This window comes from Rhizobium sp. SG741, from assembly GCF_012275435.1.
Classification (GTDB): Bacteria; Pseudomonadota; Alphaproteobacteria; order Rhizobiales; family Rhizobiaceae; genus Rhizobium; species Rhizobium lusitanum.
Window position 1 is genome coordinate 505,249 of sequence record NZ_JAAZQP010000004.1, and the last position, 26,542, is coordinate 531,790.

Annotated in this window: 27 protein-coding genes; 17 read left to right on the forward strand and 10 right to left on the reverse strand. The window is 60.6% G+C overall.

Going from position 1 to position 26,542, the window contains the following annotated elements; genetic code table 11:
• Positions 1 to 18: 18 nt before the first annotated feature.
• Complete coding sequence (locus tag FHT29_RS13955) at positions 19 to 1,626, forward strand: fumarate hydratase (RefSeq protein ID WP_047556548.1); 1,608 nt, start codon at positions 19 to 21, stop codon at positions 1,624 to 1,626.
• Between the two features lie 192 nt (positions 1,627 to 1,818).
• Positions 1,819 to 2,886 carry a GGDEF domain-containing protein gene (locus tag FHT29_RS13960; protein WP_037202454.1) on the forward strand — a complete coding sequence of 356 codons (1,068 nt, stop codon included), beginning with the start codon at positions 1,819 to 1,821 and terminating at the stop codon, positions 2,884 to 2,886.
• Between the two features lie 103 nt (positions 2,887 to 2,989).
• Here the strand turns inward: FHT29_RS13960 and FHT29_RS13965 are convergent, their stop codons facing one another.
• The gene (locus tag FHT29_RS13965) at positions 2,990 to 3,955 is read right to left on the reverse strand and encodes an alpha/beta fold hydrolase (protein ID WP_047556546.1); all 966 of its coding nucleotides are present in this window, start codon (positions 3,953 to 3,955) and stop codon (positions 2,990 to 2,992) included.
• A 45-nt stretch (positions 3,956 to 4,000) separates the two neighbouring features.
• On the opposite strand from FHT29_RS13965, the gene FHT29_RS13970 reads away from it, so the two are divergent.
• A complete protein-coding gene (locus tag FHT29_RS13970) occupies positions 4,001 to 4,486 on the forward strand; it encodes a MarR family winged helix-turn-helix transcriptional regulator (protein ID WP_168599757.1) in 486 nt (161 codons plus the stop codon).
• Here FHT29_RS13970 and FHT29_RS13975 read toward each other — a convergent pair.
• Together FHT29_RS13975 and FHT29_RS13980 are read right to left on the reverse strand one after the other, a co-directional pair.
• Complete coding sequence (locus tag FHT29_RS13975) at positions 4,480 to 5,679, reverse strand: low temperature requirement protein A (protein WP_168599758.1); 1,200 nt, start codon at positions 5,677 to 5,679, stop codon at positions 4,480 to 4,482. The two genes, FHT29_RS13970 and FHT29_RS13975, sit on opposite strands and share 7 nt — an antisense overlap.
• Before the next feature lie 36 nt (positions 5,680 to 5,715).
• Positions 5,716 to 6,090 (reverse strand): DUF971 domain-containing protein, encoded by a 375-nt coding sequence (locus tag FHT29_RS13980; protein ID WP_047638336.1) that lies wholly within the window; start codon positions 6,088 to 6,090, stop codon positions 5,716 to 5,718.
• Positions 6,091 to 6,223: 133 nt separating this feature from the next.
• Between FHT29_RS13980 and moaA the strand changes: the two genes are divergently transcribed.
• Complete coding sequence (gene moaA, locus FHT29_RS13985) at positions 6,224 to 7,273, forward strand: GTP 3',8-cyclase MoaA (RefSeq protein WP_047638337.1); 1,050 nt, start codon at positions 6,224 to 6,226, stop codon at positions 7,271 to 7,273.
• Between the two features lie 21 nt (positions 7,274 to 7,294).
• Positions 7,295 to 8,077, forward strand: a complete 783-nt coding sequence (locus tag FHT29_RS13990) for an MBL fold metallo-hydrolase (RefSeq protein ID WP_047638275.1) — start codon at positions 7,295 to 7,297, stop codon at positions 8,075 to 8,077.
• On the opposite strand, the gene FHT29_RS13995 is transcribed toward FHT29_RS13990, so the two are convergent.
• Entirely contained in the window at positions 8,074 to 8,472 is a 399-nt protein-coding gene (locus FHT29_RS13995; RefSeq protein ID WP_168599759.1) for a VOC family protein, read from the reverse strand. The genes FHT29_RS13990 and FHT29_RS13995 overlap by 4 nt on opposite strands.
• 100 nt (positions 8,473 to 8,572) lie before the next feature.
• On the opposite strand from FHT29_RS13995, the gene FHT29_RS14000 reads away from it, so the two are divergent.
• Positions 8,573 to 9,280: a YafY family protein gene (locus FHT29_RS14000; protein ID WP_047556538.1), complete on the forward strand. Its 708-nt coding sequence runs from the start codon at positions 8,573 to 8,575 to the stop codon at positions 9,278 to 9,280.
• 94 nt (positions 9,281 to 9,374) lie between these two features.
• Here FHT29_RS14000 and FHT29_RS14005 read toward each other — a convergent pair whose 3' ends face one another.
• A complete protein-coding gene (locus tag FHT29_RS14005; RefSeq protein ID WP_168599760.1) occupies positions 9,375 to 11,927 on the reverse strand; it encodes a methyl-accepting chemotaxis protein in 2,553 nt (850 codons plus the stop codon).
• A 333-nt stretch (positions 11,928 to 12,260) separates the two neighbouring features.
• Here FHT29_RS14005 and FHT29_RS14010 point away from each other — a divergent pair, with 333 nt between their 5' ends.
• The 3 genes from FHT29_RS14010 to mobB are packed head-to-tail and all read left to right on the forward strand — an operon-like array spanning position 12,261 to position 14,360.
• Positions 12,261 to 13,172 carry a DMT family transporter gene (locus tag FHT29_RS14010; RefSeq protein ID WP_168599761.1) on the forward strand — a complete coding sequence of 304 codons (912 nt, stop codon included), beginning with the start codon at positions 12,261 to 12,263 and terminating at the stop codon, positions 13,170 to 13,172.
• A gap of 10 nt (positions 13,173 to 13,182) precedes the next feature.
• Positions 13,183 to 13,833, forward strand: a complete 651-nt coding sequence (mobA, locus tag FHT29_RS14015) for a molybdenum cofactor guanylyltransferase MobA (protein ID WP_168599762.1) — start codon at positions 13,183 to 13,185, stop codon at positions 13,831 to 13,833.
• The gene (mobB, locus tag FHT29_RS14020) at positions 13,830 to 14,360 is read left to right on the forward strand and encodes a molybdopterin-guanine dinucleotide biosynthesis protein B (RefSeq protein ID WP_168599763.1); all 531 of its coding nucleotides are present in this window, start codon (positions 13,830 to 13,832) and stop codon (positions 14,358 to 14,360) included. Before mobA ends, mobB begins: the two co-directional genes overlap by 4 nt.
• 47 nt (positions 14,361 to 14,407) lie before the next feature.
• On the opposite strand, the gene FHT29_RS14025 is transcribed toward mobB, so the two are convergent.
• Positions 14,408 to 16,837: an OmpA family protein gene (locus FHT29_RS14025; RefSeq protein ID WP_168599764.1), complete on the reverse strand. Its 2,430-nt coding sequence runs from the start codon at positions 16,835 to 16,837 to the stop codon at positions 14,408 to 14,410.
• Positions 16,838 to 17,207: 370 nt separating this feature from the next.
• Between FHT29_RS14025 and FHT29_RS14030 the strand changes: the two genes are divergently transcribed.
• The 4 genes from FHT29_RS14030 to FHT29_RS14045 all read left to right on the forward strand — a co-directional run bounded on the left by FHT29_RS14030 (position 17,208) and on the right by FHT29_RS14045 (position 20,198).
• A complete protein-coding gene (locus FHT29_RS14030; protein WP_037202481.1) occupies positions 17,208 to 17,990 on the forward strand; it encodes an ABC transporter substrate-binding protein in 783 nt (260 codons plus the stop codon).
• A 118-nt stretch (positions 17,991 to 18,108) separates the two neighbouring features.
• Complete coding sequence (locus FHT29_RS14035; protein ID WP_037202482.1) at positions 18,109 to 18,912, forward strand: ABC transporter permease; 804 nt, start codon at positions 18,109 to 18,111, stop codon at positions 18,910 to 18,912.
• Complete coding sequence (locus tag FHT29_RS14040) at positions 18,909 to 19,739, forward strand: ABC transporter permease (RefSeq protein ID WP_037202483.1); 831 nt, start codon at positions 18,909 to 18,911, stop codon at positions 19,737 to 19,739. Before FHT29_RS14035 ends, FHT29_RS14040 begins: the two co-directional genes overlap by 4 nt.
• Positions 19,740 to 19,931: 192 nt before the next feature.
• Positions 19,932 to 20,198, forward strand: coding sequence for an aspartate-semialdehyde dehydrogenase (locus tag FHT29_RS14045; RefSeq protein ID WP_034504707.1), 267 nt, complete (start codon positions 19,932 to 19,934; stop codon positions 20,196 to 20,198).
• Between the two features lie 18 nt (positions 20,199 to 20,216).
• Here FHT29_RS14045 and FHT29_RS14050 read toward each other — a convergent pair whose 3' ends face one another.
• Positions 20,217 to 20,879 (reverse strand): DUF2270 domain-containing protein, encoded by a 663-nt coding sequence (locus tag FHT29_RS14050; RefSeq protein ID WP_244655158.1) that lies wholly within the window; start codon positions 20,877 to 20,879, stop codon positions 20,217 to 20,219.
• 207 nt (positions 20,880 to 21,086) lie between these two features.
• Here FHT29_RS14050 and FHT29_RS14055 point away from each other — a divergent pair, with 207 nt between their 5' ends.
• The 4 genes from FHT29_RS14055 (at position 21,087) to FHT29_RS14070 (ending at position 23,544) form a co-directional block, all read left to right on the forward strand.
• Complete coding sequence (locus tag FHT29_RS14055; protein ID WP_037202485.1) at positions 21,087 to 21,911, forward strand: class I SAM-dependent methyltransferase; 825 nt, start codon at positions 21,087 to 21,089, stop codon at positions 21,909 to 21,911.
• A 130-nt stretch (positions 21,912 to 22,041) separates the two neighbouring features.
• Entirely contained in the window at positions 22,042 to 22,734 is a 693-nt protein-coding gene (locus FHT29_RS14060) for a glutathione S-transferase family protein (RefSeq protein ID WP_092573828.1), read from the forward strand.
• The gene (locus FHT29_RS14065; protein WP_037202487.1) at positions 22,727 to 23,071 is read left to right on the forward strand and encodes a metalloregulator ArsR/SmtB family transcription factor; all 345 of its coding nucleotides are present in this window, start codon (positions 22,727 to 22,729) and stop codon (positions 23,069 to 23,071) included. Before FHT29_RS14060 ends, FHT29_RS14065 begins: the two co-directional genes overlap by 8 nt.
• On the forward strand, positions 23,068 to 23,544 hold the full coding sequence (locus FHT29_RS14070) for an SRPBCC family protein (RefSeq protein ID WP_047556529.1): 477 nt from the start codon (positions 23,068 to 23,070) through the stop codon (positions 23,542 to 23,544). The genes FHT29_RS14065 and FHT29_RS14070 overlap by 4 nt, the downstream gene beginning before the upstream one ends.
• 91 nt (positions 23,545 to 23,635) lie before the next feature.
• Here the strand turns inward: FHT29_RS14070 and FHT29_RS14075 are convergent, their stop codons facing one another.
• The 3 genes from FHT29_RS14075 to ssuD are packed head-to-tail and all read right to left on the reverse strand — an operon-like array spanning position 23,636 to position 26,485.
• Complete coding sequence (locus FHT29_RS14075; protein WP_037202489.1) at positions 23,636 to 24,439, reverse strand: ATP-binding cassette domain-containing protein; 804 nt, start codon at positions 24,437 to 24,439, stop codon at positions 23,636 to 23,638.
• 10 nt (positions 24,440 to 24,449) lie between these two features.
• On the reverse strand, positions 24,450 to 25,286 hold the full coding sequence (ssuC, locus tag FHT29_RS14080) for an aliphatic sulfonate ABC transporter permease SsuC (protein ID WP_037202490.1): 837 nt from the start codon (positions 25,284 to 25,286) through the stop codon (positions 24,450 to 24,452).
• Positions 25,287 to 25,309: 23 nt separating this feature from the next.
• Positions 25,310 to 26,485 (reverse strand): FMNH2-dependent alkanesulfonate monooxygenase, encoded by a 1,176-nt coding sequence (gene ssuD / locus FHT29_RS14085; protein ID WP_168597442.1) that lies wholly within the window; start codon positions 26,483 to 26,485, stop codon positions 25,310 to 25,312.
• Positions 26,486 to 26,542: the final 57 nt, after the last annotated feature.

Sequence of the window (26,542 nt, forward strand, 5' to 3'; positions counted from 1 at the left end):
GCTTGAAAGGTTTCCCAAATGGCTGACGATCTATTTCCACTCGGCGACGACACGACCCCCTACCGCAAGATTTCCAGCGATTACGTCGCCGTCGACGCATTCAAGGGCCAGGAAATCCTGACCGTCGATCCGGAAGGCATCCGGCTGCTAGCCGAGACAGCCTTCGCCGATATCAACCATCTGCTGCGCCCGGGCCATCTGAAACAATTGGCGTCAATCCTCGAAGACCCGGAAGCGACCGACAACGATCGTTTCGTGGCCTATGATCTGTTGAAGAACGCCAACATCGCCGCCGGCGGCGTGCTGCCCATGTGCCAGGATACGGGCACCGCGATCATCATGGGCAAGAAAGGCCGCCGCGTCTGGACCGAAGGCGGCGACAGCAGTGCGCTGGCCAAGGGCGTGCTCGACGCCTACGAGAAGAAGAACCTGCGCTATTCGCAGCTCGCCCCTATCAAGATGTTCGAGGAAAAGAACACCAAGAACAACCTGCCGGCGCAGATCGATATCTATGAGGAAGGCACCGACGCCTACGAATTTCTCTTCGTGGCCAAGGGCGGCGGTTCGGCCAACAAGACCTTCCTTTATCAAGGCACGCCATCGCTGCTGACGCACGACCGCATGCTGGACTTCCTCAAGGAGAAGATCCTGACGCTCGGCACGGCGGCCTGTCCTCCGTATCATCTCGCCATCGTCATCGGCGGCACATCGGCCGAGATGACCCTCAAGACGGTCAAGCTTGCCTCGACACGCTACCTGGACTGTCTTCCCACGGAGGGCTCCGAAAGCGGGCACGCCTTCCGGGATATCGAAATGGAAAAGGAAATCCACAAGCTCACGCAGAGCCTCGGCGTTGGCGCGCAGTTCGGCGGCAAGTATTTCTGCCACGATGTCCGCGTCATCCGCCTGCCCCGCCACGGCGCCTCGCTGCCGATCGGTCTCGGTGTCTCCTGCTCAGCCGACCGTCAGGCCAAGGGCAAGATCACCCGCGACGGCATCTTCATCGAGCAGCTTGAGACCGATCCGTCGAAATATATGCCTGAGATCGACGAGGCGAAGCTTTCCGAATCGACGGTTCGCATCGATCTCAACAGGCCGATGACCGATGTCCTTTCCGAGCTGTCGCAGCATCCGGTCAAGACACGCCTGTCCTTGACCGGCACCATCATCGTGGCGCGCGACCTGGCGCATGCGAAGATCCGCGAACGCCTGGAAAAAGGCGAAGGCATGCCCGAATATCTGAAGAACCATCCGGTCTACTATGCCGGCCCGGCCAAGACGCCCGCCGGCTACGCATCCGGCTCCTTCGGTCCGACGACGGCAGGCCGCATGGACAGCTATGTCGATCAGTTCCAGTCGTTCGGCGGTTCGATGATCATGCTCGCCAAGGGCAACCGTTCGCGCGCCGTGCGCGAGGCCTGCAAGACGCATGGCGGATTCTATCTCGGCTCGATCGGCGGTCCGGCTGCGCGCCTGGCTCAGGATTGCATCAAGAAGGTCGAGGTGCTGGAATATCCCGAACTTGGCATGGAAGCCGTCTGGAAAATCGAGGTTCAGGATTTCCCCGCCTTCATCGTCATCGACGACAAGGGCAACGACTTCTTTCAGGAGCTCAACCTAGGGTAACAATATCTAGGCAATCCGGGTCCAAGGAAGGCGCCACTGGCGCCTTCCTTAGTAAAAAATGCTTTAGCTATAAAACATTTGAATAAATCTATATTTGCGAATGAATTTCCACGGTCATCCTCTTAATATTTTTCAAAGAATCTTGGTATAAGTAAAAATAGTGATTTAGTTGACATATAACGGAGCTCACCGATGAGTACGGCGATTGCGCCGAGGGCGCAAACTCCCGACGTGGCAGGGCAGATTACCTACGCCATGCGATCCATGGGGGTCGCAGCTATTCCGCGCAATTACGAGCTATTCTACGAGGCCTATATCGGATCCAATCCTACTCTGACCCGTGAGCTGGCCGCTCTCGGGAGCAGCGCCACGCAGGAGGAATTGGACGCGATCGGGGCCAAGTATTTCTCCGTCCATGCGGGCCGTATCTTCGATGACGCGCACGTACGCCTGACCACGGAGCTGGACGCCATCCTTCGCGCGCTGCGGCAGGAGCAGGCCACGCTCGAAAGCTACAACCGGCTGCTCGGCGAAACCACCGAACGCATAACCTCCAGAAGCAACAACAGCGCTGACCTGCTGCGCAACGCCATCGATATGCTCACGGTCGCGACCGGTGACACCATGGCTCAGGGCGAAAAAACCGTTGAGAACGTCGCGCAGCGCAGCCAGGAAATGGATGAGGTTCGCAAGGAACTGGACGAATACAAGCGCATCGCCAATACCGACGCGCTGACGCGGCTTTCCAACCGCCGCGCCTTCGAGGATCGCCTGGCCTCCGTCTTCGGCAACCGGCTGACCCGTCCGACGACGGCGCTCGTGCTGGCCGACATCGATCATTTCAAGAAGATCAACGATACCCACGGCCACCCGGTCGGCGACAAGATCCTTGCCACCGTCGCCTCTATTCTCCGCGCCAATGTCCAGCGTGATGTCTTCGTGGCTCGCGTCGGCGGCGAGGAGTTCGCACTGATTCTGGAAGGCACCACGGTGGAAGAGGTCACGGCGATTTCCGAGCGGATCCGCCGCGCCCTGGGAACGACGCCGTTCAAGAATTCACGAACGAAGATCGACTACGGTCCGATCACCATATCGCTCGGCATCTGCATGGGTTCCGAAGCTTCGGAGCCCGGCGAGCTCTACAAGAAGGCCGATCTCGCACTCTATTGCGCCAAGAATGCCGGCCGCAACTGCAGCAATGTCTACCAGGAAAGCATGCAGAAGGATTTCACCAAAAGTTGGCTCATCTACAAGAACTAGAAATGAAGCCAGCCAACCGCCGGCGCTGCCTTCCCAGGCACGCCGGCGGTTTTGTTTGCCGAAGCGGCTCGGCGGCGCGAATCCGGCGCGGCGCATCCCGTTGCTACGATAAGCGCCGTACTGGAGTTCGGTAAAACGACAGCACCGTCCCGTCGCCGTCCTCGTGCGAATTTCCCGTTTTGACCGTCTCCGAAAGAAAGGCACTTATCGCCTCGAGCACCGGAGCGGCGCTGACGATGCGCCGATGCCCGAACCCGTTGGCCCAGAAGAGGCGAACATTCCCGCCCCCGACGGCATAGGCGCGGGCATGGTCGGCACTCACTTCCTTGTCGTCCTCGGCATGGACGACGAGAACCGGCATGCCTGGATTGAGAATGCCGCGCCGTTCGTCATAGGCGGCAAGCGCCCGCCCTGTGACACGCCCGGCCTCCGCCTCCAACGCCATCTGGGTTGCAGGGCCAAGGCCCATCAACTCACCAAAATCCCTGAACAGCCATCCCATGGCACTCGGCGCTCCGATCAATACCAATCTCTCCGTCTGGAGCGGCTCGATCCCAGGCAGAAAGCCCGCGGAGGCAAGCGCCAGCGACGCTCCGCCGAAGGAGTGCCCGATGGCGCCATCCAGGGCACCGAAGCGGGTGGAGGCAGCCGCGATAGCGGAAACCGCAAGGCGCACATTGAGAAAACGTCCGGCCGAGCGGCCGTGGCCTGGAAGGTCGAGCGAGACCACTTCCGCCCCCGTATTCGCCAGAAAAACGGTTAGCTCAGACATATATTCGCTGCTGGAACCCCAACCATGCACAACAAGGTAGCGCTTGCGTGGCCCCTTGGCTCCTCCGTTGAAACGATAGGCCATCGCCCTGCCGCCCGGAAAGGACAGCATGACCTGTTCGGCCGTAACAAGACGTTGTCTGCCCTCCATATGTGCCGCCCTGGCCTTGGAGCCGCGAGGCCGCCGCGACGGCGTCAGGCAGAAAAGCCTGAAAGCTGCCTTGCCGGCGAGCTCCGGAGAAAGCCTGCCGAGACCGGATAATCCCGACCGGGTGACCTTGAGCGCAAAGGATGGCATAGTGGGAATCCAGAAATGTTCAACTATGAACAATAAAGTACAACGATGAACAAAAATCAATCCCTTCCCTGGGACCATCCGCGTTTTCGAAGCTGGATCGCCGTGGCGCGCGCCTGCCAGCTGATGCAGCAATCGCTCGGTCGCGCGCTCGCGCATCTCGACATCAAGCCGCCGCACCTCGACATTCTCATCAATCTGTTTCGCTTCGAGGGCATCTCCCAGCAGGAGCTAGCGCGCAAGCTGCTGGTCGGCCGCTCCAACATGAGCATGCTGCTGCCGCAGATGGAAAACCGCGGCCTGATCGAACGCCGTGGAGATAAGCAGGACAAGCGCGTTCTGCGCCTCTATCTGACAGAGGCGGGCCGACACGTCACGGAAGAGGCCATGACCATTCAAACCGCTCTCATCGACCGCATGCTGTCGCATGCACCTATCGAAGAGTGTGAGAGAATGACTGTGCATATGGAGCGTATCGTCAGCCTGCTGATGCAGGACGAGAGCAAACCTCTGGAGACGGTCGGCGATCAGTGATCGCCGGTCGAGCGCGCCGACGGGACGACCCTTGTTAGGGACGCAAACTCCCAGATCGCCACGACGACGAGCACGGCTGTTGCGAGAATGCCGAGTTGGTAGACCACGACCTCCGGCAAGGTGAAAAGCAACAATCCCAATCCGACGAGGCCTACCAGATGCGACAGTGGCGGCCGGCCGGTCGTCACCCCCTTGAACCAGAGATTTCCGATCAGGAACACGGCCGGGCCGCCGAGAATGGCAGCGGCGGTGTGCATATCGGCCTGGTCGTGCGGATGCGCGAACAGGAATTCGTCGCCAACCACGCTCAGGATGATGCCTGCAAGAATAGGGATATGCGCATAGGTAAAGGCCTGCCGCGCAAGGCTGCCGGGCGTGTCGTCATGCTCAATGCGGTGGGCCGCACGCTCATGCCCGAACTGGAAGTAAATCCACCACAAGGCAACAGTGCCGGCGAAAGCGGTGATGAACACCGCGACGATCAAAGGCGAGACCGGCTGTTCGGCAAAGGTCTTGCCGGCCTGAAGGACAGCTTCGCCGAGGCAGATGATGATGAACAGCGCGCAGCGTTCGGCGATATGCGCGCCGGATACGTCCCAATCCGCAGCCGTCGACTTGCCGAGACCCGGAACCCGGAAGCCGAGCGCAGGCGCTGAATATTCGATCACGAGCGCGGCCAGCCAGAGACCCACCCGCATCTCGCCTTCCATCAACGCGCCAACGATCCAGAAGACGCCGGACAGGACCAGCCAAGAAGTGATGCGAAGGAAATTGCGGTGATTGGCGGGGCTGACATCCCTGAGGGCATAGACCGTAAACACGGAACGGCCAACCTGCATGAAGACATAGGCGCCCGCAAAGAAAATCGCCTTCTCGCCAAAGGCATCGGGAATAGCGGAAGACAGTATAAGCCCGGCGAACATCAGAACGAACAGCATGATGCGCACAGGCATACGGTCGGGATCGAGCCAGTTCGTGACCCAAGCCGTGAAGACCCATACCCACCATACCGCAAAGATCAGTATGACGGATTCCAGGGCTCCCAGCGGCGTGAAGTGCTCCGCCAGGGAATGCGCAAGCTGGGAAATCGAGAAAACGAACACCAGATCGAAAAACAGCTCGACGAAAGAGACCTTGCTCTCGTTCTTGCCGCCCTTGGCGCGAAGCCAGCTTACCCTACCCCCAAGGACCATGCCTACCTACGTCCTTTTCCCATTGATGCGCCAATGCTAATGTGGCCTTGCAGCCGTGTCGCGGCTGAGACCTTTTTCCTTCAGTTCGGCTTCGTAGGCCGCAAAGAGCTCCGCGCCCTTCTCGCCGAGTTCGCGCAGATAGGGCCAGGTGAAAATACCGGTATCGTGCATATCGTCGAAACCGATTCGCACCGCATAATTGCCTGTTGGCGTCATCGACATGATGCCGACATTGCGCTTGCCCGGTACGGTGATCTTCTGCCCCGGTCCATGTCCCTGCACTTCGGCGGAAGGCGATAACACCCGCAGCATCTCGGCAGGCAAATCGAAGCTCCTTCCGTCGTTGAAGCTCACCACAAGGTGATGGCGGTCCTTCGTTACCCTCAATTCGGTCGGCCAGACGTCACTCATCGCTTTTTCCATGCGTTTCAATGCCTGTTCGAGAATTATGCCGCCGTTCGTTCACGCGCAAGTGCAATCAAAATGCATTTTCCTTGACGCAACAATCGCCTATGCACACATTAGCAGTGTAATGGAGGTTTGTGTGAATAGCATTGTTGGTACGATAGGCAATGGATCGCCGCTTGTGGCGGATGCGTCCCCGATGGTTGACCCTTTCGGACGGGCGGTCACCTATCTGCGCGTCTCGGTCACCGACCGCTGCGACTTCCGCTGCACTTACTGCATGGCCGAGCACATGACCTTCCTGCCGAAGAAGGATCTGTTGACGCTCGAAGAGCTCAATCGCCTCTGTTCCGCCTTCATCGCCAAGGGCGTGCGCAAGATCAGGCTCACCGGCGGCGAGCCGCTGGTGCGCAAGAACATCATGTTTCTGGTCCGCGAGCTCGGAAAGCATGTCGGTGACGGTGCGCTCGACGAATTGACCTTGACGACGAACGGTTCGCAGCTCGCCCGCCATGCCGACGAACTCTACGATTGTGGCGTGCGGCGCATCAACGTCTCGCTCGACACGCTCGACCCCGACAAATTCCGCAGCATCACCCGTTGGGGCGATTTCGCCAAGGTGATGGAGGGCATCGACGCGGCACAAAGAGCCGGCCTGAAGATCAAGCTCAATGCCGTTGCTCTCAAGGGCTTCAACGAGGCCGAAATTCCCGAGCTGCTGCGGTTCGCCCACGGCCGGGGCATGGACCTGACCGTCATCGAGACGATGCCGATGGGTGAGATCGATGAGGATCGCACCGATAAATACCTGCCGCTCTCCCAGCTGCGCGCCGACCTGGAGCAACAATTCACGCTGTCCGATATCCCCTACAATACAGGCGGCCCGGCCCGTTATGTCAAGGTGGAGGAAACCGGCGGAAGACTCGGATTCATCACGCCGATGACGCATAATTTCTGCGAGAGCTGCAACCGCGTGCGGCTCACCTGCACGGGCACGCTCTACATGTGTCTCGGACAGAACGACGCCGCCGATTTGCGTACGGCGCTGCGTGCGACGGAAGATGACGCTCTCCTTTATGCCGCGATCGACGAAGCGATCACCCGCAAGCCGAAAGGTCATGACTTCATCATCGACCGTACCCATAACCGGCCGGCTGTCGCGCGCCACATGAGCGTCACCGGCGGCTAGCCGACCTCGAGAAAATCAAAAATGCAGCTTGAGTTCATTCGCAATGCGACGCTGAAGATCAACTATGGCGGCCATCTGCTGTTAATCGACCCCTATTTCGCGCCGCGCCACAGTCTCCCGTCCTTTACCGGCCGCTCCCCCAATCCAATGACGGAATTGCCCCGCGCGATCGACGACATTCTCCAAGGGGTGGAGCTGGTGATTGTGTCGCACCTGCATACCGATCACTTCGATTCCGTGGCGAAGAAACGCGTCCCGAAGGGCCTGCCGCTCCTCTGCCAGCCTGGCGACGAAGGCTCTATCAGGGAAACCGGATTCGCTGATGTTAGACCCCAGAACGAGACTACGGTCTGGCAAGGGATAACGATCACGCCGCGGCAAGGCAGCCACGGTCTCGGCCCGGTCGTGGAGAAAATGGGACATGTTATCGGCTTCACGCTGGAGGCTGCCGGCGAACCCACCGTCTATTGGGCAGGCGATACCGTGCTCTACCCGCCGGTTGCCGAGACGATCCAGCAGGTCTCCCCCGACGTCATCATCACCCATTCCTGCGGCGCGCGCTGGGACGGCGATCTTATCGTCATGGATGCGGAGCAGACGGTCGCGCTCAGCCGCCTCGCCCCGCAAGCAATCGTCGTCGCAACCCATATGGAAGCGCTAGACCATGCGACGATAACGCGACAAGACCTTCGCCAGGCAGCGGATACAGCCGGTATCGATCCATCGCGCCTGCTGATACCTGCCGATGGTGAAACGCTCCATTTGGAGCCGGTGATCCGATCGCGCTTCGCCAAGCACGACTAGCGGGACGCAAAGCGCTTTTTCGCCGCATCGGTCGCCGGCATGTACAGCGAGACTGCGGTTCCCTCCGGGTCGCGGAACTGAAAGGTCTTATTGCCCCAGGGCATCATCTTCAGCTCGTGTACTAGAGGAACCTTGTCCTTCAGGCGCTCGTATTCGGCGTCGATGTCCGCGACCTGGAATTCGATGCAGGCGGTGCGATTGGCGCCGGGCTCGGCGCTTCCCTCTTTCCAAAGAGCAACGGTTTCGACAGCGCCGATGGCCAACGTTGCCGCTGACGTCTGGATCTCGGCAAAGACCGGGGCCAGCCATTCGGCCTGGAGCCCGGTAATCATTTCATAGAAGGCGACCATGGCCCTTATGTCAGCCGCGATGATACGGGTGGAAGCGAACTTCATAGCTGGTCCTTTTGCTTGCATACAAAGCCTTTGCGGCTCTGCAGAACCCCTTGTCGCATAACCCTGCTGCCACCATACTGTCAGCAGGAGTAAGTATGCGATGCGCCGTGCCGACCGACTGTTTCAGATCATCCAGATTCTCCGCCGATCGACCCGACCGGTGACCGCAAACGCGCTGGCTGCAGAGCTGGAGGTCTCGAAGCGCACGGTTTATCGCGACGTGGCCGATCTGATAGGCCAACGGGTTCCAATCGAAGGCGAGGCAGGGCTGGGCTATCTGCTTGCCGCAAGCTACGACATGCCGCCGCTGATGCTGGCGCCCGACGAACTGGAGGCGGTGGTGCTGGGCGCGCAGTGGGTCGCGGGCCATTCCGACAAGGTGCTCGCCAACGCGGCGCGCGATGTGGTCGCGAAGATCGCCGCTGTTGTTCCCGAGCGCCTGCGCCCCTTCATCGTCGAGCCGACCGTCGGCGCAAGACCGACCAGCGGCAAGCCGGAAGAGCGTGTCGATGGGTCGCTGCTCAGATCGGCAATCCGTCACGGCATGAAACTGCGGCTCCGCTACAGCTCCGAGGCAAGCGAGGAGACCGAGCGAACAGTGTGGCCGGTGATCCTCGGCTATGCCGAGACGAGCAGCCTGCTGGTCGCTTGGTGCGAGCTGCGACAGGGTTTCCGCCATTTCCGCACTGACCGGATTGTCGCCGCCGAGATACTTAAAGAACCTATCGGCATGCGATCGGGCGAATTGCGGCGCCGCTGGCAGCGCTGGCGTGAAGAGCAAGTCCGGCTGTCCCCGGGCTTGCTGTGATCACAGCCCTGTTTAGGTTTTAGCCCAATCGAAAAGCGCCGGCTCATTGGCCGGCGCTTTTCAAATAGTTATGATATTCTACTAATGTAATACTTCAGGCCGCACGATAGTGCGTGACCGCTGTGGGACCATGGTGTCCGTAGCCCACATCGCCGTCCCCCGTGCGGAAGCGATCGATCTTTTCGGACAGCGTGTCGACACGCTGGCGCAGACCGTGGATCTCGGCATTGTTCTCCTCGACCATCGCTGCATTCCGCTGCGTGATCAGCTCCACTTCGGCGACGGCTCGGGTCACTTCCTCGATGCTGGTCGACTGTTCGGTGGTGGCCGAAGAAATATCGGCCACCAGCCTCTGCACGCCGGTGACATGGCTGATGATCTCCGTCAATGCCGCACCAGTCTGCTCGACGAGGCGAACGCCATTCTGCACCTGGGAGGAACTGGCCGATATCAGGCCCTTGATTTCCTTTGCCGCATTGGCGCAGCGTTGTGCCAGCTCGCGCACTTCCTGAGCCACCACGGCAAAGCCGCGGCCTGCCTCGCCGGCACGCGCCGCCTCGACGCCTGCGTTCAGCGCCAGAAGATTGGTCTGGAAGGCGATTTCATCGATAACGCCGATGATGGTAGCGATCTTCTCGGACGAACGGTTGATCTCGCTCATCGCGCCGACAGCCTTGGCGACCACTTCACCGGACTGGCTCGCATAGGCCTGCGTCTCGTTGACCGACGTCGCCGTCTGCCGCGCGCGGTCCGCCGTGGAGCGCACGACATCGCTCAGGCGGTGCAGCGCCCGCGAGCTTTCCTCGAGGGCTGCCGCCTGCTGTTCGGTGCGGCGCGCCAGATCGTCGGCCGACGTGGCAAGATTGCCGGTGCCGCCCTTGATCTCTTCCGCCGTGTAACGGACATCCGTCAGGGTTTCGCGCAGGGCTTCGATGGCATGATTGTAGGTGAAGGCCATTTCGACGAAATCAGCGGAAAGGTCTTCGCGCATGCTTTCTTCCAGATTGCCGTCGGCAAGCTTGGCAAGAACATCCGCCAGCGCGTTCAAGGCCTGCTTCTGCTCGGCTTCGATGCGGGCACGCTCGGCGGCACGACGGGTAGCCTCCTCCTCCGAAAGCGCCCGGGCGCTCTCCGCTTCCCGCTCCAACCGGACGTTCTCCAATGCAGCGTCCCGGAAGACGCTGACGGAACGCACCATGTCGCCGATCTCGTCGCCGCGATTGCGTCCGTCGATCGCTACCTCCAGATCGCCGCTCGCAAGCCGTGTCATGATCTCGGTGACGCGCTTCAGCGGTCCGCGCAGGGTTTCCACCAGCATCAGGCCGCCGACGATGGCAAGCAGCGTGCCAAGGATCATCGCGATCACGGAAACATTGGCGGAGCGCTCGCTGTCTTCCTTGCCGAGTTCCTGCGCCTGGGCGACGAAACTGCGAAGCGATGTCATCGCATCGGCCAGCAGCTGGTTGGATTGGACGCGTGTCGTCTTCCAGTCGGCTGCGGTCTGCAGCAGGTCGGCCGATCCGTTCGTCAGGCTGTCGATCAAGGGCTGCATATGGGCCGCAAAATCGCGCATCGTCGCATTGGTCTGGCCGAGCGCCGAAATCTTCTCAGCCGCGACCTGGAGATCCTTGAGATCGGCCATGACAGGCTCGCGCGACGCGGCATCGCGGACATTTTCCATGCGCGATGCGTGCAATGTCAGGCGGTCGGTGATCCCAAGCGCTTCATCGACATGATCCAGAAGCTCCTTCTGACCGTCGATGATCTTGTCGAGGCTGACGAAGCGACCAGCGGCAGTGTCGCTGTTCTTGGCCGACTGCAGCGTCATGTCGCCTTCGATCTTGACGAAGCTCTGCAGGATCGGCCCCATCGCCTCGACCTTCTGATCGGGCGTGTCGGAACTCTTCAATACGGCATCGAGCTTGTCGGCGGCATCGGAGGCGTTATTGACAAGGCCGGCGCCGCGCTTGGAGACCAACGCCTTGGATACCCCCACCTGCTTCAGAATGGCGTCGGCATAGGTGCGCGCATCCGAGACCTCTTCCGTGGAGTCGGCCGCCATCTGCACCTGGATGCGCAGATTGCTCATCTTCTCCGACAACCCCTTATAGGCCGCGGCATCGTAAAGCAGCTCCTTGGCGAAGGTTTCCTTGTCGCTGAAATCCTTGCGGATGATATCGATCTGCTTGGCAGCGGCCTTGCCGGTGGCTTCCACACCCTGCACTGCCTTGCGGATTGCCTCGACATCGCTGTCCTGCTTCTGCCGGATCGCCCAGAGCGTTGCTTCCTGGGTGCGCATCTTAGCCGCAAGATCGCTGACAGGAACGATCTTGGCGCGCTGATCGTCGCTGAGCAGGCCGCTCAGCCGGTGCACGCCCTGCTCCTGCGCATCGATCTTGTCGGCGAGCGCCTGACGCGTGTCGGCGGACGGCGCTCCCGTGAACTCCTGGAGGGCAGCCTGCAAATTCTCGAAATCGCTGATGTTTTCGATCGTCGCACGCGTCACGGTCATGTGGCCGTTCAGAATATTCGCCGTGTGATAGCCGACCAGGCCGACGCCGGCGATGAGGACCACCAGCGGCACCACGAAGATGAGAACCTTGGTCACAATTCGGCGGCTTTGCAGAAGACGGTCAATGAAAAACATGCGGCGCCCCAACTGGATTATCTAAGTCGACGGCGAAGGCGGGATCGTCATTCCTGCTGCGCTGCGGTAGGTGCTTCTGCCTCATGCAAAACCGCTGCGAGCCTCGGGAAATAAGATTGAATAAGAATTAATCGCACGCCTAAAACCCTGCCGTATATGCAAAAAAATACAACCGACGCATCATTTTACGACTGCTGCGCGAAAATACCATTCCTCTCGGCGACAATTGCGCTGCAGCGCACAATCGAATTCCGCCACCATGAAAAGACAAGCGATTACAATTTGCTGAAAACGGCGCTAATCCAGACTGACAATCCGGAGACTCGTTTTTTCATGCGACTGACCAAGAATATGCAGGGCGCACTTTTCATGGCCGCATCCATGGCCGGCTTCTGCAGCAGCGACGCCCTGTCCAAAACGGTTATCGTCTCGATGAACGCCGGCGAAATCATCTTCATCCGCGGCTTGTTTACGGCCTTCCTCGTCTATCTCCTCGCCCGCAGAATGGGTGCGCTACGTTCCTGGAAAGTCATTCTGCAGCCGATGATCGCTCTGCGCATCGCCTGCGAAGCCATTGCCGCGGCAACCTACATCACCGCACTCGGGATGATGCCGATCGCCAATGCCTCGGCCATTCAGCAGGCCGTGCCTCTGGCGGTGACGCTCGGTGCGGTGGTGTTTCTGAAAGAGCCTGTGGGATGGCGGCGATGGGCGGCAATTACGGTCGGCTTCCTCGGCGTCCTGGTCATCATCCGGCCCGGCCCGGAGGGCTTTACCACGGGGGCGCTCCTCGCCATCGCCTGCATGTTTGCGACGGCCGCCCGCGACCTCTCGACACGCTGCATCAGCAAGGACGTGCCGTCGCTGATGGTCACGGTATGTACCGCAATCTCCATTTCCGTCTTCGGTGCCTTCTGCATCGTTCCGCTCGGCGGCTGGCAGCCTGTAAGCATCACGTCTCTCCTCCAGATCCTGCTCGCATCCATTCTCGTGCTGATCGGCTATCAGGCTGTCATCCTCGCGATGCGCACCGGCGAAATCTCCTTCGTCGCGCCCTTCCGCTATCTGAGCCTCATCTGGTCCGCCTTGCTGGGCCTGCTCGTCTTCGGCGAGATGCCTGACAGTTGGGCCATCATCGGTGCCGCGATTGTCATCGCCTCCGGCATCTATACATTCTATCGGGAAAACAAACGGCGGGCCGCCGAGCGCGTCGCGCAGGAATCAGAGCCCCGCGTTCCCGCCTGAGGTCGCAATCATGTCCGGCTTCATCGCCAATGCCGACGATATCCCAGTCGTCCTGCTCGCAGGGGGCCGGTCGAGCCGCATGGGTGTGAACAAGGCGTTTGTCTTATTGGGTGGAGAAAGCCTTCTCGCCCGTATCTCGACACGAATCACGCAGCGACAAAGAAAGCCCGTCGCGCTCAACGCCGATCCTGATTGGCCCGACACGCTGGGGTTGACGCTTGTCCCGGACGGGATTCCCGGCAAGCTCGGGCCGCTGGCAGGCGTGCTCACCGCCATGCGGGATACGGCGCTGCGCTATCCGCAGGTTTCGCATGTTGCCACTGTCCCCATAGACAGCCCCTTCTTCCCGCTCGATCTGATCGCGCGGCTGGCGGATGCCATTCAAGGCCGCGACGACATTGCGATCGCCACATCGTTCGACCGTGACCATCCCACTTTCGGTCTCTGGCCCGTCTCCGCCACCGCCGATCTCGAGACGTGGATCGTCTCGGACCCGAAACGGCGCGTCAGAGATTTTCTCGCACGCCATGACGTCCGAACGGTGAAATTCCCCGCGGTCGAAACGACGATCGGTCCTCTCGACCCCTTCTTCAACGTCAACACTCCAACCGATCTGATCGAAGCGGAGAAATGGCTCGCCGCACTGGAAGGCATCTCATGACAACACTCCGACCGAAGATCTTCGGCATTGCAGGCTGGAAGAATTCCGGCAAGACCGGACTTGCGGTGCGCCTGGTCACCGAATTCACCCGGCGCGGTTACAGGATCTCGACCATCAAGCATGCGCATCATGACTTCGATATCGACAAGGTGGGCGCCGACAGTTTTCGCCATCGCGAGGCCGGAGCGCACGAGGTCACCATCGTCTCAGGCACGCGTTATGCCATCATGCACGAATTGCGCGGCGCGCCTGAACCAAGCTTCGAGGAAATACTGGCGCGTCTCGCTCCCTGCGACCTCGTGCTGATCGAGGGCTACAAGCGCGAGCCCATCCCGAAGATCGAGGCACGCCGCCTCGAGGCCGTCAACCGGGAGCCGCTCGCAGCACACGACCCCCATATCGTCGCCATCGCCGCCGACCATCCTCTGGAGGATGCGGGTTCGCTCGAAGTCTTCGACCTCGACGACACGCTGGCAATCGCCGATTTCATTGCCGCAACGGTCGGCCTTGATGAGCCGGCAAAATAAAAGGCCGCCGGTTTCCCGGCGGCCTCGTAAATTGGCTCGAATCCGACTTAACGGTTGGACGCGACCGGACGCACCAGCGGCGTGATGCGGCGGATGGTGACGCGGCGGTTCTCCTGCGACGGTCCGAGCGTGTTCACCTTGAGATACTGCTCTCCGTAGCCCTGGGTGACCAGGTTCTCAGCCGGGATGCCATAGACATCGCTGAGCACATTGGCGACCGATTCCGCACGGCGGTCAGACAGGATCAGATTGCTTTCTGCCGAGCCGACAGCATCCGTATGGCCTTCGATGAGGAAGGTCTCGGTCGGATCCCGCTTGACGATCTGCGATATCCCGTCGGCAACACCCCGCAGCGAGCTGGCTTGCGACATCGGAATGTCGGCGCTGCCCGTTGCGAAGGTGATCGTGTCGAGATCGATACGACGGATCTTGTCACGGATGCGGGCCGAATACCGCACTTCGTTGACCGAATAGATCCGCTCGACCGGCTCGACCGGCGGTTCGCGCAGGAAGTCGTAGTAATCCGCGTTGCGGTTGGACGCCGTGTCGATGATGTACTGGCTCAGCGGAATGAGCAGGCGCATCGGCGGCAGGTCGTCGCCCGGATCGCGGAAATAGTTGTCGTGGTCGGGCTGCTGCTCGAGCTCAGGCGAGTAGAACAGAACATATTCCCGGCCGCTGGCATCGATGCGGGACCGCTGGATGATGTCACCATAGCGGTTGCGGATGGTGATGACGCGATCGCCGTCCGGCTGGTCGATCGTCTCGCGATAACGATCCCTGGGCAACTGCTCATAGGTGGGCCGCTCACCGCCGCGAACGAAGCGATCAGTATCGTCATGGCGAACGACGTAGTTGTTGTCGACGTTCACGATCGTGCGATTGTCCTGATTGATGATGGTTTGCACCGCCGTTCCCTGCGGCGAGGCAAAGTCCGGCCGGCGATCGATCCGGCGACCCTGCTCGCTGGTCACGGCTTCCATCTTGACGGGCGGTTGCGGCTGGCCGCCAGGAGCCGCGCGCTGCGCCTCGGCGTCAGAGGTCGGTGGCTTCGTATAGGCCTCCGGCGGCTGCTGTGCAGGGGCATTCTGCGCCTGCCCGTTCTGGCCCTGCCCCTTCTGACCCTGGGCACCCGGAGCGCCGGGATTCTGCCCACCGTTCAGATGCTCGCCGCGGCGAACCGCATCCTTCTGGCTGTCCAGAACAGCACTGCCGTTTTGAACAGGCAGGATGACGGGGCCCTTCGCAGAGGCTGGATCTTCCGCAATCTTCTTGCGGCGCTCCAGGTCCTGCGGCGAGATTTGTTCTGCCGGAGGCAGCTGGATCTCGGCACCTTGCTGTGCGCTACCATTGGCCGGCGCGGGTGCGGCATTGCCATTGGCAGGCGCAGGCGTTGCACTGCCATTCGCCGGAGCAGGTGTTGCAGTGCCCTGTGCCGGCGTCTCAGCGGCCTTATTCGGTTGCTGCTTGCCGGGCTGCGGTGCGGCCTGGTTTTGCTCCTGACCCTGCTGCCCCTGGGGCTCGGTCTTCTGAGCCGGCTGCTGCGGATTAGCCGCCGGCTGTTCGCCCTGCTGCTGATTCTGCGGCTGCTTGCCGTGCGTCTTGTCTCCGGCCGGCTTTTGCCCCTGCTCCGCGCCGGGTGCTACCTGCGTTCCGGGTTGGGTTTCAGGCTGTACCTGTGTCCCCGGCTGAGTCTTATGACCCTTCGGAGGCTGGCCGGCAGGTGCTAGCGGCTGCTCGGCCGGCTGCTGCGCCGGAGCCTCGGATTGGATCTGTTGCTTGGGAGGGGCTTTCTGTTCAGGCTGCACCTGCTTTTCGGGTTGAGCCTGCTGATTCTGCGGCTCACCAGCGGCAGGAGCGGCCTTCTGAGCCGGGGCTGGCTGCTGCGCCTTCGGCGCGGGCTGGCCCTGCGGCTGTTCGGCGGCAGGCTGCTTATGCTCTGCCTTTGGCTGCGGTGCCGCCTCAGGCGGCTTTGCTTCAGGCTGCTTTGCCGGCTGCTGGGCATTCTGCTTTTGCTGCTGTGTCGCAGGTGCCGGCTCCGGCGCTGCAGCCTTGGGCTGCGGCTTGGCTTCGGGCTGCGCCTGCGGTGCTTCGGCCGGCTGCTTGTGTTCAGCCTTGGGCTGTTCCTGCTGTGCCGGCTGCTGATGTTCCGCTTTCGGCGGCTGCGCTTCCGGCTGCTGCTTCGGCGGCTTCTGTTCCGCGCCGCCTTCATGCTTCTGGCCTTGCGGTTCGCCCTGGCCGCCCTCGCCAGGCTTCTTGTGCTTGAGCTGTTCTTCGTCCGGTTGGGCCGCAGGCGCCGCCTGCTGCGCGACCTCGATGCTCGCATTGCCACCACCCGCGACGACGCCGGCAATGTCATTGGTCAATGGCGCGACGGGCTGCTCGCGCAGTGCCGCAGCCGCCGCCGGCTCGAATGCGAGCGATAGCGAAAGCAACGGAAACGCGGCACTGGCAAATAGTCTGGATCGCTTACCCATATGGGTCTCCTCTTATGATCTTTGTTCGCCGAATTGCGAATCTCTCAGCGGGCGACGTGATGTCTCACGAAGCAGGCCGAATTTCGGTTCTCGTGAGACTGAATCGCGGCAGGCCGCTATATGTTCCGGGACTATTAGGATGCCGCAATTAACCCTGGCTGAATGCGCCGGACGGCTTCCATTCAGATTTCCCGCGCGCGCTTTCGCATTGCCTCGGGATCGCACGGCAACGATCATCCTCGTAATTCCAGTTGCAATTTTCAAAAAAAAAGTACGAATATCGCCGCAAGGCGGGTCACCCACCCGCTCCACTCGAGCCGGACGCCAATCAACAATAATGAGCTGCCGGCCGCCAACAGAGAGGATCAATATGCGCATCTCCACTCGTCTTCTTGCCGCTGCGTCCTTCGCCGCTATGTCGCTTCTCGCCGGCGCGGCGCTTGCGGACGGCGACACGATCGTCATCGGCACGGACGCCACCTACCCGCCGTTCGAATCGCTCGATGCCGGCGGCAAGTTCGTCGGCTTCGATATCGATATAGCCAATGCGCTTTGCGATCAGATGAAGGTCAAGTGCACCTTCGTGAACCAGGATTTCGACGGCATCATTCCGGCCCTCCAGGCCAAGAAGTTCGACGCAATTGTCTCCTCCATGTCGATCACGCCGGAGCGCGAGAAGATCGTCGACTTCACCAACAAGTACTACAATACGCCGCCGGCGATCGCCGTGCCGAAGGATTCGACCATCAAGGAACCGACAGACGAAGCCCTGAAGGGCAAGTCCATTGGTGCCCAGTCCTCGACGACGCACGCCAACTACGCCTCCGCCCATCTCAAGGATGCCGAACTGAAGCTCTATCCGTCGGCTGACGAATACAAGCTCGACCTCGGCAACGGCCGCATCGATGCCGCCATCGACGACGTTGTCGTGCTCTCCGAATGGGTCAAGTCGGATGCGGGCGCCTGCTGCAAGATGCTCGGCACGCTGAAGATCGATCCGGTCATCAACGGCGCCGGTGCGGGTATCGCCGTTCGCAAGGGCGATACGGCTCTCAAGGACAAGTTCAACGCCGCCATCGCGGCGATCCGTGCTGACGGCACCTACAAGAAGATTCAGGACAAATACTTCGATTTCGACGTTTACGGCGACTGATCGCCCGTCGATTCCCTTGGAAAAGACGACGGCGGAAGCTTGCTCTTCCGCCGTTTTTGTTTGACAACGAGAATAATATAAGCAGAAACGCGGCAAAAGCCGCTAGGGGAAATACGGCATGAGCGGATTGTTTTCCGCGCTGGGTTCCTTGTGGACCTGGCTGAGTACGATTTTCGACCCGTTGTGTGGTCCGGCCGGTTTGTTCACTGTGTTCGGCCAGAATACGATGCTCGCCTGCGGCGATACGGGCTGGGGCGATGAACTCGCCGGCGGTCTGAAGGTTACCATTGCCGTTGCGGTCCTGACACTGCCGCTCGGTCTGGTCATCGGCTTCTTCGTCGCGCTGGCGCAACAATCGGAGGAGAAGTCGCTACGGCTCGCGGCGGGTGTCTTCACCACGATTTTCCGCGGCCTGCCGGAGCTGCTGACGCTTTTCATCATCTACTACGGCATGCAGATCCTGCTGCAATCGGTCCTTGCCAGATTTGGCTATAACGGACCCATCGAGATCAATGCCTTTGCCGCCGGCATGTTTGCATTGGCGATCGTCTTCTCGGCCTATTGCTCGGAAGTGCTGGTATCCGCTTTCAAGGCAATTCCGAAAGGTCAATACGAGGCGGGCGACGCACTCGGCTTCCATCGCGTCCGTACCATGCGGCTGATCATTCTGCCGCAGCTTGTTCGCATCTCGCTTCCGAACCTCGGAAACCTCTGGATGAACCTGCTGAAGGACACGTCCTACGTCTCGATCATCGGTCTTGCCGACATCATCCGGCAGACGGGTATCGCCGTGCGCGCCACGAAGGCGCCCTTCACCTTCTATTCAATCGCCTGCCTGTTCTATCTGACGCTGGCCGTCACGTCCTCTATCGGCCTCTTCTATCTCGATCGATGGGCCAAACGTGCGGAGGTTCGTCGATGAGCCATGCCGAAATCCTGATCGCGGCGCAACCGGCACCGCCCAAGACAATCAGAAAGCTATCGAAGTCCCGCATCGCCGGCTATTTCTTCCTGACGCTCTGGAGCCTTCTCGGCATTTCGCTGCTGGCGATGATCGTGACCAACTGGGACGTCGAGAAGCTTGATACCTATGGACCGCGGCTTCTCCACGGCCTCTGGATCACCGTCAAGCTGGTCGGCATGTCCTTCATACTCGGGGCGATCCTGTCGATACCGCTGGCATTCGCCCGCATGTCGAAAAACAAGATCCTGAGCACCCTCACCTACTGCTATGTCTATCTTTTCCGCGGCACGCCGCTGCTGGCGCAGATATTCATGGTCTATTACGGCTTCCCGAGCTTTCGCTGGCTCTTCGAGGATATCGGCCTCTGGTGGTTCTTCAAGGATCCATTCTATTGCGGCGTCTTCGCCATGACGCTGAATACGGCCGCCTATCAGACGGAAATCGTCCGCGGCGCCGTCCAGAGCGTACCGAGCGGCCAGCGGGAGGCTGCAAACTCTCTAGGCATCCATACGTGGATCGCCTTCCGCAAGATCATCATTCCCCAGGCGCTTATCGTCGCTCTGCGTCCCTACGGCAACGAGATCATCCTGCTGATCAAGAGCTCGGCTACGGTGTCGATCATCACCGTCTACGATCTGATGGGCGAAACGCGCTACGCTTTCTCGCGCACCTATGATTACCAGACCTATCTCTGGGCGGCGATCTTCTATCTGGCGATCGTTGAGCTCATGCGTAACGGTTGGGCCCGGATGGAAGGGCAACTGACACGGCACCTCAAGCGCTGATGCAGCAGCGGCGTCTTAAGCGCCGCCTGCTCACTTGGCAGCACTCGCCCGCATGCGCTGCTAACACATTGATTTTCATGATGAAAATTTCTTTTACGACACTTTTGTAAAGCTTGGGTTTACTATGAGCTGTTTCCATATCCTTGTGACCCTGAGTCACGAACAAAAAATGGGAACGGAAAGTGAGACCTCATGCACGAAGACATGCAAAAGCAGCTGCAAGGCTATGGGTTGACGACGGCGCAGATCTTGTACCGCCTGCCCGATCATCCTCAATTTCTCCAGACCTATATCTGGCAGGACTATGACCTCGCCCCGAACTTCCCGGAAATGCGCGGCTTCCTGAAGTTCTGGCAGGAGAAGTTGGACGGACCGCTCCATTCGGTGCGATATGTTCATCGCAAGCTGATATCCGCAACCGAGTGGCGGGCATTGAAGGGCGAATTCATTCTGCACTAGGCCGGCTGCGCCGATCGTTCAGACATGCGCCTCGCCACGGGTGAAATCACTGTCGTCCGGCCCGCGACGCAGCACGCCATAGAGAATGGCAGCATAAAAGACAGCAACTATCGCAATCACCGGCCAGCCGGGGATTGGTCCGAGCGCCGCGTTGTCGGCAACATAGCTCCACGAATGCGCAAACTCCTGCGGCGCGCCTTCGCTTTGCAATTTCGGCGTCGAGATTTTCAGGATCCATGCAAGCAGAAGAATGACATACATCCAGCAATAATTCCGCCGCAACCGCCGCCCCATCGCATCGAAATAGCCGAGCAGAAACCGCGGCGCCCGCAAGCTCTTGGCGATGGACAGTGCCCAATCGGGATTGAACTCTGCTTCCGGGGCGAGGATCTGCGCAAAATAGCTGCGTTCCAACTGCCGCACGCGTGCGCGATAGATATCGAAGAAGCGATAGCGCCGCGCCTCGATCATCAGCAGCAGCGAGATCAGCATCATGCCGAAAAGCAAGACGCCGTGATGCGAGGTCGGCGAGGACAGCGATACGGACAATAGCGCGGCAACGACGGTGATCGCCCAGTTCGACGTCCGGTCAATGCGGTCCCGCCAACTGGTCATCCGGCCAAGCTCGCCGCGATAATAGTGACTCAAGGTGCTGGTGATCTCCCCCGGTGTCGAAGGCATCGGCGGCCGTTTCTGATCCGTCGCGCCGTCGATGAGATGGGATGTGGTGAGTTCCGTAGCCATCGTCTCTTCCTCCCTTTTCTTTTTTTGAGCGACAGCCGCATGGCCCGCCGTTGCGCAAGCCGTATTTTGCTCCTCCAAGGCAAGCATTGCAAAAGCCGATCAAGCGCCTTAATGCCTGCGGGACAAACGAAAGGCGGCTGATCCATGGCAAAGAAGAAGATCGACGAAGACGCGCTGGCGGAAGCCTACAATCGCGCCCTGGCGCTGGAAAAGGCCGGCGATATCGACGCCGCCGTGAGCGCCTATGAGGAGGTGCTGGCCATCGACCCCGAGGACCACGGCGGCGCGGCCGTCCGCATTGCCTCGATGGGGCGTGGCGAAACACCTGTGAAGGCGCCGGATGCCTATGTCGAAACGCTGTTCGACCAGCATGCCGAGGTTTTCGAGGACGTGCTCGTCGAGCAGCTCGGCTACCATGTCCCGGCCCTCGTCCGCCAACGCCTGCAGGCGCTCGGCCTCGGTCCCTTCAAGCGCATGCTCGACCTCGGCTGCGGCACGGGCCTGACGGGAAGCACCTTGCGCGACATCGTCGAGGACATCACCGGCATCGACCTCTCCGAAAACATGGTCGAGGTCGCCCACGAAAAGGACATTTACGAAACCCTCTTCGTTGCCGAGGTCGAGGATTTCCTCGACGACAATGACGAAGAGCCTTTCGACCTGATCACCGCCACCGACGTCCTGCCCTATCTCGGCGCACTGGAGCCCCTGTTCTTCGGCGCAGCTGACAATATGACGCCTGGCGGCCTCTTCATCTTCTCTTCCGAAACCCTGCCGGATGCGATCTTCGCCGGGCGCCCCTATATGGTCGGCGCGCACCAGCGTTTCGCCCACGCAGAGGCCTATGTGCGCGAGCGGCTGAAGGAGACGGGCTTCGAGCTGATCGAGATCAGCGACATCAATGTCCGGATGCAGGAAGGCCAGCCGACGCCGGGCCATCTGGTCATCGCACGCCGCCTTGCAGACTGACATCACCGAAGCTGGGCAGAGGCAATAGTTATCCAAATGGATAACTATTCCTTGCAAGATGACGCCCGAGCTGTTACTTGGCCATTTAGATAAGTTTCAGCTCGAACCTTGATGCGGGAAAGGTCGTCGCATGTCCCTTGTTCTCTACCAGCATCCCCTTGCCTCCTTCTGCCATAAGGTGCTGATGGCGCTTTACGAGAATGGCACGCCGTTCGAAAGCCGGATCATCGACCTTGGCAATGAGGCATCGCGCGCATCGCTGGTGCGCCTCTGGCCCATCGGCAAATTTCCCGTGCTGCGTGACGAAACGCTTGACAGCACCGTTCCCGAAACCAGCATCATCATCGAATATCTCGATCGGCATTATCCAAGTACGACACCGCTGTTGCCGCTCGATCCGACGGATGCCCTATGCGTCCGGCTCTGGGACCGCTTCTTCGATCTCTACGTTCAGGAGCCGATGCAGAAGATCGTTGCGGACATACGCCGACCGGACGACGCACGCGACCCTCAGAGCGTCGCCGAAGCACAAGCGCTGCTGCGCACCGCCTACGGCATGATCGAGCAACAACTCGGCGAGAAGACCTGGATCACCGGCGATAGCTTGACCATGGCCGATTGCGCCGCGGCACCTGCCCTCTTCTACTCCGAAACGCTCGTGCCCTTCGATGAAACACAATCCCGACTGAAGGGATACTACCAACGCCTTCTCGACCGCCCGTCCTTCGCCCGTGTACTTGAGGAAGCGATGCCCTATTTCCACTTCTATCCCTATCACGAGAAACTGCCCGCCCAATTCCGCCCGGAAAAGTCGCATGATTGAAGAGCCGCAGGCACTCGACCGGATGTTTCAGGCGCTTTCCGATCAGAGCCGGCGCGACATGATCGACCGGCTCGGCCGGGGTCCTGCTTCCGTAACGGAATTGGCGCAACCCTTCGCCATGGCGCTGCCGACCGTAATGAAGCATCTGCATGTGCTGGAGGCGAGCGGCCTGGTATTGTCGGAAAAAACCGGCCGGGTGCGGACCTATCACCTTCGCAAGGAGGCGCTGGCATCGGTTGAGCGCTGGGTTGCCGAACGCAAGGCATCGTGGAACAAGACTTTCGACCGTCTCGATCTTTTTCTCGCGGATGCTTCAACGGAGACAACGACCGAATGAGCACAAAATTAACGGAACACAGGACGCTCACCATAGAGCGTCACTTCCAGGCACCCCTGTCGCGAGTCTTCAATGCCTGGGCGATCGCCGAGCAGAAGCGGCAATGGTTTGCCTGCCACGAGGATTGGGTTCCGTTGGAATTCAGGCTCGACTTTCGCGCCGGCGGCAGCGAAAGCAGCCGCGTCGCCTCGACGGACGGCGTCGTGCATGCCTATCAGGCCCGCTACATCGACGTCGTCGAGAACGAGCGCATTATCTATGCCTTCGACATGATGCTAGACGACGTCAGAATTTCCGTATCGCTGGCAACGGTCACCTTCACGCCGGAGCCCGCGAGCACGAAAATGTCCTTCGTCGAACAGGTGGTTTTCCTCGACGGCTACGGCGACAACGGATCGCGGCTGATGGGCACTGAAATCGGCTTCGATCGCCTTCGGCTCTACATCGAGGGCGACGAGACCAGGCCGAATTAGAGCGATTAAGCGTTGCCTAATTGCTCTATTTCGCCGCTTTTGCGTAATTCAGGACGGAAAAAAATCGCTCCACACTTTTCTTGGAATTGCGCTAGCCGGCGCGCGCCTCGCCGAGGATCGCGGCCAGCAGCTGCCCCTCGAGTTCGGCCAGCGCCGGATTGCCGTGACGTCGCGGATGCGGATAGGGAACGGCAAGATCGAGCACGATCCTCCCTTCGTCCAGCACCACGACGCGATCTGCAAGGTGCACGGCTTCGCTCACATCATGCGTTACGAGCACTGCGGTAAAGCCAAGCTCACGCCAGACGCGGTTCAGCAGCTCCTGCATGCTGATGCGGGTCAGCGCATCCAGGGCGCCCAGAGGCTCGTCGAGCGCAAGCACGCCGGGCTTGCTGACGAGTGCCCGGGCGAGCGCCACGCGCTGCTTCTGGCCGCCGGAAAGCCTGGACGGCCATTCGCCTGATTTCTCCGCAAGCTGCACTTCTGAGAGAACCGAAACCGTTGCACCGCGCACTACATCGCGGGGTACACCCTCGCCCAGTCCGACAGCCACATTGTCCGCGACCGAAAGCCAGGGCAGCAAGCGCGGCTCCTGGAAGACGATGCGGGTATTGGGTTCCGTGTCGCTGCCGCCCGCCGCCTCGAAGCGCAGATGACCCCCGCTCGGCTCATCGAGCCCCATCAAGATGCGCAGCAGTGTGCTCTTGCCGCACCCGCTTTTCCCGATCACGGCGACGAACTGGCCGGCAGGAACATCGAGATCGATGCCGCGCAGGACTCGATTGTTCCCGAAGCTCTTTTCCAGCCCCCTGATATGTATGGCGGCAGCACCCGCGGCTTGCGGAGCGGCACTTACGGCTTGCGGTCGAAAACGATCCGGTGCGATCACGCTCATGGCACGCTCCTCAATTCTGATAGGCCGGGTTCCAGCGGAGCGTCTTGCGCTCGATTGTCCGTGCGACGACATCGGCAAGCTTTCCGAGGATGGCGTAGATGACCAGCGTCAGGACCACGACATCGGTCATGCCGAACTCACGGGCATTGTTGGCCATGTAGCCGATGCCCGACGATGCGGCGATCGACTCCGCAACGATCAGCGTCAGCCACATGATGCCGAGTGCGAAGCGCAGTCCGACAAGGATGGACGGCAGGGCGCCGGGAAAGATCACTTTCCTGAACAGCGTCCAGTTGCTCATGCCGTAGACCTTCCCCATCTCGATCAGGCCGCGATCCACATTGCGCACGCCGTGATAGGTGTTGAGATAGATCGGGAAAAGCACGCCGAGCGCCGTCAGGAACAGCTTCGATTCCTCGCCGATCCCGAACCAGAGGATGACAAGCGGCACCATGGCAAGGTGCGGAATGGTGCGCAGCATCTGCAGCGTTGTGTCGGTCAACTGTTCCGACAGACGCGATACGCCGTTGGCGATGCCGAGCAGGAAGCCGAGCGAGCCGCCGACCAGCAGGCCGGCAAAGGCGCGACCGGCGCTGACGAGAATGTTGTTCGGCAGCTGACCGGAAATCGTCGTCTGCCAGAAGGCGGTCACGACTGCTGCGGGTGACGGCATGATGCGCGTCGAGATCCATCCGACCGACGAGCCGAGCTGCCATGCCGCGATCACGACGATGGGCAGCAGGAAGGGCAGAAACCGCTCGATCGAGATGGTCTGCCTTGCAGCCTTGACCGGACGAACCCGGCTTTCGGCGCCGACGCGTAGGAAGGAAGTATCGAATGCCGACATGGGGATCTCCTTGGAAGGATGGCTCACGAGCCGGAAACGACTTTCAGATTGCCGCCATGGCTGCCACCGGCAAAAATCTGCTTCGCGCCGAACTCGTTGCGGAATCCGGCTCGCTGCTCCTCGCGGTTCAATCCGAGTTCGGGGAACAAGAGCTCCGCGACGCGATAGGCTTCCTCCAGATGGGGATAACCGGAGCCGATCACCGTTTCGATGCCGAGTTCCTGATATTCACGTAGCCTTGCCGCCACCGTCTTCGGTGACCCCACAAGGGCCGTGCCGGCACCAGCGCGCACCAGGCCGACGCCCGCCCAGAGGTTCGGCGAAACTTCCAGCTTGTCGCGGCGGCCGCCGTGAAGGGCGGCCATGCGCTTCTGGCCGACCGAGTCGGACTGCTTGACGAACTGCTCCTGCGCTTCGCGGATCGTCTCGTCGTCGAGCTTGGAGATCAGCCTGTCGGCCGCGGCCCATGCCTCCTCATCCGTCTCGCGGACGATGAAGTGCAGACGAATACCGAAGCTGACCTCGCGGCCCCGCTTGGCGGCAGCAGCCCGCACCTTCTCGATCTTCTCGGCCACCAGCGCTGGCGGCTCGCCCCAGGTCAGGTATTTGTCGACACGGCCGACCGAAAATTCGATGCCGGCATCCGAAGAGCCGCCGAAATAGAGCGGCGGGCGCGGCGACTGCACCGGCGGCAGGCCCAGTCTTGCGTTGGTGGCCTTGATATACTTGCCCTCGAAGGTCGAAGATCCCTTCTCCAGCAATTCCTCCCAGACATGGAAGAACTCATCGGCGTGGGCGTAACGCTCGTCATGCTCCAGATGAATGCCGTCGCCTGCCAGCTCCGCCGGGCTGCCGCCGACGACGATGTTGAGCAGCACGCGACCGTTCGAAACGCGGTCGAGCGTCGAAGCGAGACGGGCGTAATAAGCAGGCGAAGCGGTGCCGGGACGGATCGCCACCAGGAATTTCAGCTTCTGGGTATGCGCCGAAAGGGCCGCCGCCGTAACGAAGGACTCCTCGCAGGAGACGCCCGTCGGCAGCAGCACGCCGGTATAACCCAGCCGATCGACCGCCTGTGCGATCTGCTGGAGATAGCCGATCTCCGGGCCGCGATTGAGGTCGGTCGTACCGAGATAAGTGCCGTCGCCGGAAGTGGGAATGAACCACAGGAAGTCGATGGGTTTTGCAGTCGCGGTCATGAAGTGTTCCTGCCTTCTGGATGCGCGTGGTCGGGAGCCACTTCCCGATGCTTCGAT